Below are 13,100 nucleotides of genomic sequence, written 5' to 3'. Positions count from 1 at the left end.
CACAAGTAATGTGCCGGTCCCTGCGCAGGAGGATTGATGAGCGACGCCCAACCTCGGACGAGCGCGGCCGCGCCGGATCGAGGTCCAGACCCCAGAGTGACGAGGAGCCGTCAGGCCGCCCTGTCCGCCGTACAAGAGCTCCTCGCTGAGGAAGGCTGGACCGGCGTCACCCACGTCGCCGTCGCAGCCCGCAGTGGTATCGGCCGAACCACGCTGTATCGGCACTGGCCCGACGTGGCATCGCTCATCCATGACGCGATCGTGCAGCGGATCGGCCAGGTACGGACCGCGCGGACCGGAGATCTGCGGGCCGATCTGATCAGCGAGCTGAATGGATTGCGACGATTACTCCACGATCCGGCAAGTGAACGCACGATGCGCGCGGTGCTGGAACGAGCGCCATTCGACCCCGCATTCGCCTCGCTCAAAGAAACCCTCTACCGATCCGGCTCTGCGGGGTTTCGAGCGATTCTGGAGGCTGCCACGAGAAGCGGTGAACTCCAACCGGATACCGATATCGCCATGGCCATCGATCAGCTGGCGGGACCTCTGATCTACCGGCGATTATTCGTCGGACTGGACATCGAGGAGAAGTACGCTGAAGCAATCGTCGACAGCGTCTTACGGCTACACGCGAGCCCGATCAGTGGCGCACCCCATCGAGGACACCGTCGAAAAGATAGCTGAGCCCCCGGCCGGTGCAGCGCAGTATGGCCGATGTGCCGGAGAAATGGTCGCACTGTCGGAGAATGGTTGCGGTTCGTTGATCACGCCCCGGTTCGATGGGAGCCAGCGTTATGCACGATGACCGTCGGTTGGTCGAGAATCGCCTCGGGCGGGTGCTAGCGGAGCGGATCACTCCGGCGATCTATCCGGAGACGGTGCCGCTGAAGGCGTCCATCTGGGTCGCGCCGGGTGAGCCGGTGCCGGTCACCGAGGGCTTGGCCGCGCCCCGGACGCCTATCGAATCCGGCGCCAGATGGGGCGCACCGTGGGGAACCAGTTGGCTCACGGTCGAGGCGACGGTGCCCGACGCGTGGGCGGGTAGGACCGTCGAGGCGATCATCGATCTCGGTTTCGACCAGAATATGACGGGTTTCCAGTGCGAGGGCCTGGTCTACCGGTCGGATGGATCGCCGGTCAAGGGTTTGCACCCGCGTAACCAGTGGGTGCGTGTGGCGTCCCCGGCGGTCGGCGGCGAGCACGTGGTGTTGCACGTCGAGGCGGCTTCGAACCCGATCATTCCCTTCTCGCCGACCCTGCTCGGCGACAAGTCCACCGCCGGTGCCGAGCCGCAGTATCGGCTGGGTCGGCTGGACCTGGCGGTCTTCGACGAAGAGGTCTGGTTGCTGGTCCAGGATCTGGAGGTGCTCGGCGAGCTGATGCACGAGATGCCCGAGGATCCCGCCCGCCGCTATGACATCGTGCGGGCGATCGAGCGCGCGCTCGACGCCGTCGATCTGCAGGACGTGAACTCCACGGCGGCTGCGGCGCGCGCGTGTTTGGTCGACGTGCTGGCCGCGCCTGCGGTGGCGTCCGCGCACAAGATCTCCGCGGTCGGGCACGCGCACATCGACACGGCATGGCTGTGGCCGCTGCGCGAGACGGTGCGCAAGGTGGCGCGCACCACCGCGAATATGACCGCATTGCTGGCCGAGGAGCCCGAGTTCATCTTTGCGATGTCGCAAGCCGCGCAATACGACTTCATCAAGCGGCACCGACCCGAGGTCTACGCCAGGGTCAAGAGCGCGGTGTCGCAGGGACGGTTCGTGCCGACGGGCGGCATGTGGGTCGAATCGGATACGAATATGCCGGGCTCGGAAGCGATGGCGCGGCAGTTCGTGCACGGTAAGCGGTTCTTCCTGGAGGAGTTCGGTGTCGAGAGCCAGGAGGCTTGGCTGCCCGATACGTTCGGATTCGCCGCCGGGCTGCCGCAGATCCTCAGGGCCGCCGGGTGCAAATGGCTACTGACGCAAAAGATCTCATGGAGCCAGAGCAACCAGTTTCCGCACCACAGCTTCCTGTGGGAGGGCATCGACGGAAGCCGGATCTTCACCCATTTCCCGCCGGTCGACACGTACAACTGCTCGATGCAGGGCCGCGAGATCGCGCACGCCGCAAGGAATTTCAAGGATAAGGGCCGCGCATCGATGTCACTGGCACCGACCGGCTGGGGCGACGGCGGCGGCGGGACGACGCGGGAGATGGTCGCCAAGGCCGCCAGGATGCGAAACCTGGAGGGCTCGCCGAAGGTGGTGTGGGACAAGCCCGCCGACTTCTTCGCCAAGGCCGAGGCCGAATATCGGAACCCACCGGTGTGGGTGGGGGAGTTGTACCTGGAGTTGCACCGCGGCACGCTGACCAGTCAGGCCAAGACCAAGCAGGGTAACCGGCGCAGCGAGCACCTGCTGCGGGAGGCCGAGCTGTGGGCCGCGACGGCGGCGGTGCGCAAAAACCGCGAATACCCCTATGCGGCACTGGACCGGATCTGGAAGACGGTGCTGCTGCACCAGTTTCACGACATTCTGCCGGGCTCGTCCATCGCATGGGTGCACCGAGAGGCGGCTCAGACGTACGCGGCGGTGGCCGAGGAGTTGACGACGATCATCGAACGGGCCCAATGGGTGCTCGGCGGTGCGCGGACGGGACCGAATACCTTCAACCCGGCGCCGCACACCTGGCGATCGGTCTCGGCCGGTGGGGCGGCGGCCGTGGCGGCGGCGGGGCACCCGTGCTCGGTGGCCGAGCGCGCGGGTGGCGGGTTCGTCCTCGACAACGGGCTGTTGCGGGTCGAAGTGGATGCGCACGGCCTCATCGTGTCGGTATTCGACCTCGAGGCGCAACGCGAGACGCTCGCGCCGGGTTCGGTCGCGAACCTGCTGCAGCTACACCCGGACTTCCCGAACGCATGGGACGCGTGGGATGTCGATCTCTTCTACCGAAACCAGGCTACCGACCTCGCCGAAGCGGATTTCGTTGCGGCAGAAACGGATTCGCAGGGATCGGCAATGGTGCTGGTCGGCCGCTCGTTCGGGTCTTCCAAGGTCGAGCAGTCCCTCGTGTTACGAGCGGGTGCGCACGGCCTGGACGTCAATACCAACGTCGACTGGCATGAGACCGAGAAATTCCTCAAACTGGCTTTTCCGCTGGACATCCACGCCGACCGCTATGCCTCCGAGACCCAGTTCGGGCATCTGTTCCGGCCTACCCACACCAACACCAGTTGGGAATATGCGAAGTTCGAGGCCGGTAACCACCGGTTCGTCCATTTCGCCGAGCCGGGGTGGGGTGTGGCGCTCGTCAACGACTCCACCTACGGACACGACGTCACCCGCACGGTCCGAGCCGATGGCGGGACGACGACAACACTGCGGGTTTCGCTCCTGCGGGCACCGCGCTTTCCCGATCCGGAAACCGACCACGGTGCACACCACTTCCGGCATTCGCTGATCCCGGGCGCTTCGATCGGGGACGCGGTGTGTGCGGGCTACCGGATCAACCTCACGTCGTCGCGGCCGGGTGTCGCCGAAGCCGTCGAACCGCTGTTCATTATCGACAATGACGCCGTGGTGACCAGCGCTGTCAAACTCGCCGACGACGGCAGCGGCGATGTCGTGCTGCGCGTCTATGAGGCGCACGGTGGTCGGGCCTCGGCGCTGGTGGCCGTCGGCTTCGGATTCGCCGGGTTCCAGGTCTGCGATCTGTTGGAGCGGCCGCTGCCGGGGGACACCCCAGCGAGCCCGGAGGGCACGGGAGTTCGTTTGCGGCTGTGGCCATTTCAGCTCGTCACGCTGCGGTTCGCCCGTTCCCACGATCGAACATCGTCGGAGATCTGAGCTGCTGCGGCGGGCATCGGTCCAGTTCGTTCATATCCAGAGCCGCTGACAAGGCATGGGCCGTAGCGCTTCGCGCATATCGTGATCGATTTGAATTGTCGCCAGTCTCAGTGCATACATTGCTTTCGCGAAAGTGTGCGCCGCGATGGAGTCGGCCCAGTAGTGCATCGGCGGCCAACCCGGAAATCGGACCGTGACATGGCATGGCGTTGCATTACCTTGGCTGGCCGCCTCGGTCGACTCAGGACTGCCCTGCATTGCCATTGTCTCAGCGACCGAGCCGCGGCATCTGCTCGAGATAGCGGTATTCGCCTGTTCGCGCTTCGGGATGCGGTGTGGACCGCGCAATCGCGCTGGTCATCGCGGTTCTCCAGTCGGCCCCGCCTACGGGCCACTTGGCTTCGAAATCGGGCGTAGGGGCCAAGTACATCGTTTTCGACGACCGTACAGCTAGGAACAAGAAGTCCAAAGATCGATCGAGGTCACACCGATATTTTTGTACCTTCCTCCAATTTGACCTACGAACCTTCCTGTTCACCGACGGCTCCGGCCCGGGTCTGACCGTTGATTCGCGGATCGTCCAAAAATGGAATAGACGTACGCGCGGGCGCGATGGAATCTCGGTATCGCGCAGCCAGTTCGCTGCGATTCAAGTTGATTATTGAACCGCTGCTCGACGACGCCATCGTATCTCGGTCACCGCCCGGCGGCCTTTTACACCGCGAGCCGGCGGCGGGGATGACTGATCTCCGATCGCACGCGGCCGATATCGATGCCGCACGACCAGTTGCGCCATGCGTTCTGGATCGGACGGCTGTGACCATGAATGCCGAGGTGTGGTCGAGGTGTCGAACGACTCGGGCATCCTCTGTCCCGGCCGAACTCGACTGCGGCCGAGTGGCTGTCGAGTTGTGGTCGAGGACGAACCTTCGACATCCGATCACCCAGGCCGTACTTTGAGTACAGAGACGATGTAACGGGAGGTATCGCGATGCGTGTCGATGTCGAATTCGCCAGTGGCGCAGTGACATTGCGAGGGTGGCTCTACCGGCCCGAGCAGGCGTCGGGTCTCGCGCCGCTGGTGGTGATGACGCACGGCTTCGCGGGTGTGAAGGAGTGGGTTGCGCCGTTCGCCGAGGTGTTCAGCGCTGCCGGTTTGGCCTGTCTCGTGTACGACCACCCCGGATTCGGGACCTCCGATGGTGAACCGCGCTACGAGGTCGACCCCACCGCGCAGATCGAGGGTTACCGTGATGCGATCACTTTCGCCCAGACGCTGGACGGTATCGATCCGGAACGGATCGGTATTTGGGGAACCAGTTTCGCGGGCGGCCATGTCCTGGTCGTCGCGGCGACCGACCGGCGGGTGCGCGCCGTTGTATCGCAGGTGCCACTTACCAACGGCTGGGCCAACTTTCGCAGTTTGGTGCCGTCCATCATGCTGCCCACCGTCCATGCGGCCATTGCCGCCGACCGTCTGGCCCGGGCGGCCGGGAAACCGTACGAGACGATCAAGGCGGCCTCCGATGATCCGACCGAACTCGTCGCCATGCCCGGTATCGAGGTCTACAACTGGTTGATGGCCAATGGCCCGCAGGTTCCCACCTGGCGCAATGAGGTCACCCTGTCGAGCGTCGACAAGTTCCAGTCCTACGCCCCAGAAGCGTTCCTACGCCGCGTATCTCCGACGCCACTGCTGATGGTGATCGCCGATCAGGACACCCTGACCCCCACCGATATCGCCCTGCAGAGTTACGCCGAGGCGCTCGAGCCCAAACAACTGGCGCTGATCCCCGGCCCCCACTTCGCCGTGTACGAGGAGCAGTTCGACCGAGCATCCGGCGTCGCCCGCGACTTCCTGCTCGCCAACCTCGGTCGATAGCGCCTGCATTCGATCGACATCCCGTCACGGTGCTGCGGCGACGGCTTTCTCGACGTCGAAGGCCGCGCCCAAGCCTTCGAGCTAGCGGCTGAGCAGATTGTGTTCCTCCGCGCGGCGCAATTCGGTGGGGATGGAATGCATCCTTCTCGGCAGGCGATGTGACTCGAGCAGTTCGGTCAGCGCGTTCAACACATCCGCGCGACGTCGGCGTCTCGAGCCGACGGGCCGCGCCGTTGTGGAGGCATCTATCGAACCCCGATGCGATACTTTCGCCACTACCGCGGGCTCAGATCATCCGGAGCACGGCCGATCGGCGCGGGGCCGATCAGTTCGTCGCAGTTGCGAAAGGTGTTGCTACGGGCGCTGATTCGGTTCGATTCGGGTGCGCCCATAGATTGCGTCGTTCGAGGATCGGCAGTACACCCTCGCCGAACCAGTAGGCCTCTTCGATATGCGGGTAGCCGGAGAGGATGAAATGGGTGATGCCGAGGTCGGCGTATTCGATCAGGCGGTCGGCGACCTCGTCATGGGAGCCGACCAGCGCCGTGCCCGCGCCGCCGCGCACCAGGCCGACACCGGCCCATAGGTTCGGCGCGATTTCGAGCCGGTCGGTGCGGCCGCCGTGCAGGTCGAGCATTCGGCGCTGGCCTTCGGATTCGCTGCGCGCCAGGCTGGTCTGCACGCGTTCGATTTCGGCGGCGTCGAGGCCGGACAGCAGGCGATCGGCCACGGCCCACGCCTCTGCCGAGGTGTCGCGGGTGATCACGTGAATGCGCAAACCGTAGCTGAGCGCGGTGGTGAGCCAGGCGTCCTCGCACCAGGCGCCGGTCGGGGTGAGCACCGCCTCGAAGCCGTTGTCCTCAGCCGGCGCGCCGATCTGGTTGAGGTAGCGCGGTGATGCGGGGCGGTCACCGGACATCGAGGTGCCGTGGCCACCGGCGATCAGCCCGCGGGAATCGCCGTAGGTGGGCAGAAACCAATGGAACGACAGTGACATCGGCAGCTGCTCCTCGCGGGTTCGGTTGCCGTTTCGGGCACGGATGACCGGCGATGCTGCCAGCGTCGCCGGGGCATGTCACCGGTTGAAATCGGCGTGGTTATTTCCGCCGCTGCCCCCGATCGCTACACCCATCCGATCCCACAGATTCAAACCCTCCTGCCGTTCGGCTTCCGGTGCTGGAGTGGAAGAAGCGCGCGCCGAGACCGAATGGAGCAAGCATGACCACAGAGCAGATCGCCGATCGGATCCGGTTCGCCTACTGGGTGCCGAATGTCAGCGGCGGACTGGTCACCAGCGATATCGAGCAGCGCACCGGTTGGGACTTCGAATACAACAAGAAGCTCGCGCGGACCGCGGAGAACAACGGCTTCGACTACGCACTGTCGCAGGTGCGCTACACCGCGTCTTATGGCGCGGAGTACCAGCACGAGTCCACGTCGTTCAGTCTCGCGCTGCTCGGCGCGACCGAGCGGCTGAAGGTGATCGCCGCGGTCCATCCCGGGCTCTGGCATCCGGCCGTACTGGCCAAATTCGGTGCCACCGCTGACCATCTGTCCAACGGTCGCTTCGCCATCAATGTCGTATCCGGCTGGTTCGCAGGGGAATTCACCGCGCTCGGTGAGCCGTGGCTGGAACACGATGAACGCTACCGACGCAGCGCCGAATTCCTCGAGGTGATCCGCAAGCTCTGGACCGAGGACAATGTGAACTACGGCGGTGACTTCTACCGCATCCGCGATTTCACGCTGAAGCCCAAGCCGCTGAACACCCCTGAGCGGCCGAATCCCGAACTGTTCCAAGGCGGCAACTCGACGGCGGCACGCCGCAACGGTGGCCGCTATGCCGACTGGTACTTCTCCAACGGCAAGGACTTCGACGGTGTCACCGAGCAACTGGACGATCTGCGCGGTATCGCGCGGGCGAACCGACGTGAGGTCGAATTCGGGTTGAACGGGTTCATTATCGCCCGCGATACCGAGAAAGAGGCGCACGACACCCTGCGCGAAATCATCGAGAAGGCGAATAGGCCCGCGGTGGAGGGTTTCCGGGACGCGGTGCAACAGGCCGGTGCGTCGACCAGGGACCGCAAGGGAATGTGGGCGGATTCGACATTCGAAGATCTCGTGCAGTACAACGACGGATTCCGCACCGAGCTCATCGGTACGCCCGAACAGGTCGCCGAACGCATCGTGGCCTACCGGGAACTCGGTGTGGACCTGATCCTCGCCGGGTTCCTGCACTTCCAGGAGGAGGTCGAGTACTTCGGTGCGAAGGTGCTGCCGCTGGTCCGGGAACTGGAGGCCGCGCGTACGCCCGCCGGGGTCGGGCACCGATGACCGCGATCGCCGCCGACCGCATCGAATCCGCAACACAGGCGTATTCTGTTGCTGCGCAATTGGCGTCGGAGTTCGTCGCCGGGGCCGCGGCACGTGATCTCGGGCGAGAGTTGCCATTCGCCGAGGTGGATCGACTCGCGGCGAGTGGGTTGCTCGCGATCACGGTGCCCGCGGCGTTCGGGGGAGCGGATCTGCCGCCGAGCGCGGTCGCGGAGGTGGTACGAGTGCTGGCGGCCGCCGACCCGAATATCGCGCAGATTCCGCACAGCCACTTCGTTTATCTGAACCTATTGCGGTTGGCGGGTTCCGGGGATCAGCAGTTGCGCTATTTCGGTCAGGTGCTGGCCGGTGCCCGGATCGCGAATGCGCAGTCCGAGCGTGGCGGTGCCACCGTTGCCGATATCGCCACTACGGTCCGCCCGCTTCGTGACCGGGTCCGCATCGATGGCATCAAGTTCTACTGTACGGGTTCACTTTTCGCGGATCTGCTCGCGGTGCTCACCCGGCTCGATGATCCCGAGCAGCGCAGCGGCCTGGCACCGGGGGAGTACATAGCCTATCTACCGGCCGATACCCCTGGTGTGCGGATCATCGACGACTGGAACGGCATCGGGCAGCGTACGACCGGCAGCGGGACCATCGAATTCGAGAATGTCGTCGTCGAGCGGGATCAGTTGATCGCTCGTTCGGCGGCGGTGGACGCGCCGACCGGATACGGTGCCTACGCGCAATTGCTGCACGCCGCGATCGACACCGGTATCGCCCGTGGTGCGCTCACCGCGGCAACGGAATTCGTGCGGACATCGAGTCGTCCATGGTTCGAGTCGGGCGTTGCCAGGGCCGTGGACGATCCGCTGCTGATCCAGCGCTTCGGTGAGTTGTCCGTCGCGGTGAGTGCCGCCGAGGCCACGCTGACCACCGCCGGTGTGGCCGTCGACGCCGCGGTCGGAGCAGCCGAATCCGTCGCTCCGGCATCGCTGGCCGTCGCCACCGCGAAGGTGCTCGCCGATCGTGCGGCCAACGAGGTCTCGGCCGCGCTGTTCGAGGTGGGCGGAACACGCAGTGCCACTGCGGATCTGAACCTGCATCACTACTGGCGCAATGCCCGCACGCACACCCTGCACGATCCGGTGCGGTGGAAGTTTCAGCACATCGGCAGGGCATTGCTGCACGACACCGCGCCACCGCTGCACGGTGTGATCTGAGCTGAGCGAGAAGAGGATACGGAAGTGTCAGTTACCGTCGTTGTCGGCAATCCGAAGCCCGCCTCCCGTACGCTGACCGCGGCAACGCTGGTCGCCGAGGGCTTGCGCCCGGACGTGGCACCGGAGGTGATCGATCTGGTCTCCTTCGGCGCTGGCCTGCTGTCCTGGGGTGACCCGGATGTCGCCGCCGCTGTGCGCACGGTGGCCGCGTCGGATCTGGTGGTCTTCGCCAGTCCGACCTTCAAGGCCACCTACACCGGACTTTTGAAGCTGTTCCTCGAACAGTTCGAAGGCGGTACCGGCCTGGCCGATGTCGTGGCGGTGCCGCTCATGCTCGGCGCGGGCCCGACCCACACCCTCGCGCCGGACCTGTTGCTCAAGCCGGTGCTGGTCGAGCTCGGCGCGACGACCGCATTGCCCGGTCTCTACCTATCGGACCGGACATTTCAGGAAGACGGCGCCATCGAGCGCTACACCACCCGCTGGCGGCCCGTCGCCGCGGCACTGAGTTCGAAGGCAGCAGACCATGTATGAGCTGTTCGAGTTTCCGTCCGATGGCGCCGGACTGCGTCGCGTATTCGCCAGCTTTCCCAGCGGGGTTGTCGCGGTGTGCGCCGAAATCGAAGGCACACCACACGGTTTGGCGGTGAGTACCTTCGTCCCTGTCTCGCTGGATCCGCCACTGGTGTCGTTCTGTGTGCAGAACAGTTCGGCGACCTGGCCGAAGCTGGATACCGCCACGCACCTCGGTCTGAGCCTGCTCGGCACCGATCAGGAGGATGCGGCTCGGGCACTGAGCAACCGCAACGGCAACCGCTTCCATAATGTGGATGTGCAACGCGGCGCGGCCGATGCGATCTTCATCGAGGGCGCGACGGCGTGGATCGAGGGCGCGGTCGAAGCCCGCATACCGGCGGGCGACCACACGGTGGTCATCCTGCGGATCAACCGCCTCGCGGCCCGGGCCGACGCCGAGCCGCTGATCTTCCACGGCAGCAAATTCCGCAGCCTGCACCCACACCGCGAGATCACCGAGATCGCCAGCTGAAGTTAGGGTCGGATGCTCGTCGCAGCACTTCGGATGATCTCGCGGACGGTGTCAGGGTGTGCTGAGCTGGTCCCCCTGCATGCGCGGATCTTCGTTTCCGAAATCGTCCATGAGGGGTGAAGAATTCGCCCGTCGCGGCGAAGGGGAGAAACCCCTGTTGTGGTTGAACAGGGGAGGTACGGCAACGGCACTGGTCCGAGGGGATCGGAACAGCCGTGGAGGGGATCTATGGCAACCACATGGTTGCGTCAATGTGGTCGTTGACGCAATGGAGCGCTAGGTGCGGCTGGGGGCGGTTCCGCCGGGGAAGGTGGCTTGGCGGGCGCCGGCGTATTCGGCCTGGATCTTGTAGTAGTGAGTGTCCGGGCCGTAGGCGGCGTAGAAGACGAATCCCCGGGTGTCGGGGTCGGCGAATGGCGCTCCCTCGACGAAACGGTTCAGGACCGGGTCGAGGTGGGTCGGGAAGCTCGACGGGTCGCAGCGCACCGGGAAGCAAATCCGTTGCATGCGTGGGGATGTCCAGGAAAACGTGCGGTAGAGGTTGAAGGTGCGTCCCAGGAGTTCCAGTTCGGCGTCGTCGGCCGGGGCGAAGTCGAGTTCGGCCAGAATTCCGGCGATATCCGCGGGAGCGAGGGTGCCCGGCGCGAAGACATTCGAGTAGAGATTCATCGTGCGTGCGTCGAAATCGACTGCCAGTATGCCGATTTGGCCGCCATATCGGGTCAGGTGCTCAGCGTTGGCGCGTGCCGAGTCGGGGATCCCGGAGAATCCGAGAATCCGTTCCACCTCGAGTAGTTCGGGGAAGACCAGCCAGATCTTCTGCACACCGCCGGCGAGTGCGAGATCGACACCTGAGCGGACCGGCACCGCGGCCGATATCTCGGCGAGCAACTGCTCCATCGGATGTCCGTTGTAGGTGAGAAGTCCTGCGTTGCACAGCCTTTCGATCAGATCGGTGGGAGCGCCCGGATGCATCACCCGAGCGTTGACCTCGCGTTCGGGCACCGGATGTGTCGTCGTGCGCACACCGACGACGGAATTGGTCCACAGGTCGGCGAGTGCGTCCAGCACCGGGTCCACGACCGCCGGGTCATAGCGGGCCTCGGCTAGGCGCGCGTACTCCTGTAGGTCTCTCCGGAGCCGATCGAGCGTGAGTGTGGCGGATGCGATCATGGCCTTCATCGTCCCGCAAATCGCGGGCTGACGTAGCGGTTTGACCCTGACGCTACGTCAGGCTCGACGATATCGCGGTGAGTGAAACCTACCCCGCATTCGATATCAGTCCGGTTCCCGTGCCCGCCCTCGACGCCGTGGCTCCGGAGCCTTTCCGCGGCATCTACGGGATGCCGATGTTCGTCACCGTGCCGACTCCCGATCTGGCTGCGTCGGTGGACTTCTGGGTTCGCGGACTCGGATTCTTCGACCTGTTCACCATCCCCGGGCGCCTGACGCACCTGCGGCGCTGGGCATTCCAGGATGTCCTGCTCGTGACGAACGAGCACCTGGCCGAGCCGACGGCGCTGAGCGTGAGCTTCTCGTGTGTGCTGAGTCAGCTCGACGAGATCGCGGCGGCGTGTGAGCGGGTGTTGCCCGGTTGTACGACGGGGCCGCGGATGATGCCGTGGAACTCGGTGGAACTGGAGATCCGCACACCGGACAACGCCCGGGTGATCATGACGGCGGCGCGGCCCTACGACCCGAACAGCGCCGAGGCCGCGCACCTGAGGTCCATCGGAATCGAAGGGCCGGGGAAATGAGGTCGGCGGCATCGCCCGGCGCGAATGTCAGACTGGACGATGTGAATCTCGATGACGCCGCTGGTCTCACCGTCGGTGCCGCCGCATCCCGGGCGGGCGTCACGATCCGGACGCTGCACCATTGGGATGCCATTGGGCTGGTCTGCCCGTCCGAGCGCACGGACGCCGGATACCGGCTCTATACGAACGCGGACCTCTCTCGGATCCAACGGGTGCTCACCTATCGCGAGCTGGGCCTACCTCTCGAGGACATCAAATCGCTGCTGGACGAACCGGCCATCGATGCGACGGCATCGCTGCGTACGCAGCGCGATTCGCTGCGCGAGCGCGCTGCCCGCCTGCACCAGATGGCGGACGCCATGGACCGCCTGATCGAGGCCAGGAAGTCCGGGATCCTGCTCTCGGCCGACGAGCAGATCGAGATCTTCGGCGGGCACTGGCAACCCGGCTGGGCCGCGCAAGCACGCGACCGCTGGGGTGACACCGACCAGTGGGCTCAGTACGCCGAACGCGCCGCGGGCAGAACCGCCGAACACTGGCAGCAGATCGCCGTCGGCGTCGAGGCATTGAACGCGGATCTGGCCGCCGCTCATCGCGCCGGAGTGCGCCCCGGAAGCGATCGGGCCAACGCCTTGGCCGAGCGGCACCGCGCATCGATCGACGCCTACTTCGACTGCACCCACTCGATGCACGTCTGCATAGCCCGGAAATACACCGCCGACCCGGAATTCGCCGCTTTCTACGATGCCATCGAGCCCGGACTGACCACCTGGCTCCGCGCCATCATCGATGCCAATGCCCGCACCAACGGGGTCATCCCGGAATCGGCGACCTGGGTCTGACACCGGCTGAGCAGGCGCGCGACACGCGAGTACCTGGGCGGGTCGGGCGGCCGTGGACCATTGTCGAAGCCGCGCCTGGTGGCGGCGACGTCCGCGGCGACGTCGGGGGCTACCCACCATCGGGAGCTGCCCACCGTCTCGAAAGCGGCGGCGAGTGCCCGGCTTCGCAATAGTCGAGACCCGTCGATTGGTG

11 protein-coding genes are annotated in these 13,100 nt (G+C 65.2%); 9 read left to right on the top strand and 2 right to left on the bottom strand.

The features are described 5' to 3' along the window. The first annotated feature begins 96 nt into the window (after positions 1-96). The 3 genes from ACQP2D_RS29180 (at position 97) to ACQP2D_RS29170 (ending at position 5,718) form a co-directional block, all read left to right on the top strand. A complete protein-coding gene (locus ACQP2D_RS29180; RefSeq protein WP_433679129.1) occupies positions 97-687 on the top strand; it encodes a TetR/AcrR family transcriptional regulator C-terminal ligand-binding domain-containing protein in 591 nt (196 codons plus the stop codon). Between the two features lie 110 nt (positions 688-797). Then, positions 798-3,836, top strand: a complete 3,039-nt coding sequence (locus tag ACQP2D_RS29175; RefSeq protein ID WP_433679128.1) for an alpha-mannosidase — start codon at positions 798-800, stop codon at positions 3,834-3,836. Between the two features lie 991 nt (positions 3,837-4,827). Further along, positions 4,828-5,718, top strand: a complete 891-nt coding sequence (locus tag ACQP2D_RS29170) for an alpha/beta hydrolase (protein WP_433679127.1) — start codon at positions 4,828-4,830, stop codon at positions 5,716-5,718. 325 nt (positions 5,719-6,043) lie between these two features. Here ACQP2D_RS29170 and ACQP2D_RS29165 read toward each other — a convergent pair whose 3' ends face one another. Continuing rightward, positions 6,044-6,715, bottom strand: a complete 672-nt coding sequence (locus tag ACQP2D_RS29165; RefSeq protein WP_433679126.1) for an LLM class flavin-dependent oxidoreductase — start codon at positions 6,713-6,715, stop codon at positions 6,044-6,046. 221 nt (positions 6,716-6,936) lie between these two features. Here ACQP2D_RS29165 and sfnG point away from each other — a divergent pair, with 221 nt between their 5' ends. The 4 genes from sfnG to ACQP2D_RS29145 are packed head-to-tail and all read left to right on the top strand — an operon-like array spanning position 6,937 to position 10,308. Further along, positions 6,937-8,055, top strand: coding sequence for a dimethylsulfone monooxygenase SfnG (sfnG, locus tag ACQP2D_RS29160; RefSeq protein ID WP_433679125.1), 1,119 nt, complete (start codon positions 6,937-6,939; stop codon positions 8,053-8,055). Beyond that, positions 8,052-9,260 carry an SfnB family sulfur acquisition oxidoreductase gene (locus tag ACQP2D_RS29155; RefSeq protein ID WP_433679124.1) on the top strand — a complete coding sequence of 403 codons (1,209 nt, stop codon included), beginning with the start codon at positions 8,052-8,054 and terminating at the stop codon, positions 9,258-9,260. Before sfnG ends, ACQP2D_RS29155 begins: the two co-directional genes overlap by 4 nt. A gap of 24 nt (positions 9,261-9,284) precedes the next feature. Next, on the top strand, positions 9,285-9,794 hold the full coding sequence (locus ACQP2D_RS29150) for an NADPH-dependent FMN reductase (RefSeq protein ID WP_433679123.1): 510 nt from the start codon (positions 9,285-9,287) through the stop codon (positions 9,792-9,794). Beyond that, entirely contained in the window at positions 9,787-10,308 is a 522-nt protein-coding gene (locus ACQP2D_RS29145; protein ID WP_355180412.1) for a flavin reductase family protein, read from the top strand. The genes ACQP2D_RS29150 and ACQP2D_RS29145 overlap by 8 nt, the downstream gene beginning before the upstream one ends. Before the next feature lie 276 nt (positions 10,309-10,584). On the opposite strand, the gene ACQP2D_RS29140 is transcribed toward ACQP2D_RS29145, so the two are convergent. Next, positions 10,585-11,481: an aromatic prenyltransferase gene (locus ACQP2D_RS29140; RefSeq protein WP_433679122.1), complete on the bottom strand. Its 897-nt coding sequence runs from the start codon at positions 11,479-11,481 to the stop codon at positions 10,585-10,587. 77 nt (positions 11,482-11,558) lie between these two features. Between ACQP2D_RS29140 and ACQP2D_RS29135 the strand changes: the two genes are divergently transcribed. Together ACQP2D_RS29135 and ACQP2D_RS29130 are read left to right on the top strand one after the other, a co-directional pair. Continuing rightward, a complete protein-coding gene (locus ACQP2D_RS29135) occupies positions 11,559-12,065 on the top strand; it encodes a VOC family protein (protein WP_433679121.1) in 507 nt (168 codons plus the stop codon). A gap of 41 nt (positions 12,066-12,106) precedes the next feature. Next, a complete protein-coding gene (locus tag ACQP2D_RS29130) occupies positions 12,107-12,907 on the top strand; it encodes a MerR family transcriptional regulator (RefSeq protein WP_433679120.1) in 801 nt (266 codons plus the stop codon). The last annotated feature ends 193 nt before the right edge of the window (positions 12,908-13,100 follow it).

This window comes from Nocardia sp. CA-119907, from assembly GCF_050955995.1.
Lineage (GTDB): Bacteria > Actinomycetota > Actinomycetes > Mycobacteriales > Mycobacteriaceae > Nocardia.
The sequence above is the reverse complement of the archived record's forward strand: the minus strand, read 5'-3'. Positions and strand labels throughout refer to the sequence as shown.

Coding starts and splice junctions, on each gene's coding strand:
- ACQP2D_RS29175 (WP_433679128.1), top strand. CDS start 798: ATGCACGATGACCGTCGGTTGGTCGAGAATCGCCTCGGGCGGGTGCTA.
- ACQP2D_RS29170 (WP_433679127.1), top strand. CDS start 4,828: ATGCGTGTCGATGTCGAATTCGCCAGTGGCGCAGTGACATTGCGAGGG.
- ACQP2D_RS29165 (WP_433679126.1), bottom strand. CDS start 6,715: ATGTCACTGTCGTTCCATTGGTTTCTGCCCACCTACGGCGATTCCCGC.
- sfnG (WP_433679125.1), top strand. CDS start 6,937: ATGACCACAGAGCAGATCGCCGATCGGATCCGGTTCGCCTACTGGGTG.
- ACQP2D_RS29155 (WP_433679124.1), top strand. CDS start 8,052: ATGACCGCGATCGCCGCCGACCGCATCGAATCCGCAACACAGGCGTAT.
- ACQP2D_RS29145 (WP_355180412.1), top strand. CDS start 9,787: ATGTATGAGCTGTTCGAGTTTCCGTCCGATGGCGCCGGACTGCGTCGC.
- ACQP2D_RS29140 (WP_433679122.1), bottom strand. CDS start 11,481: ATGATCGCATCCGCCACACTCACGCTCGATCGGCTCCGGAGAGACCTA.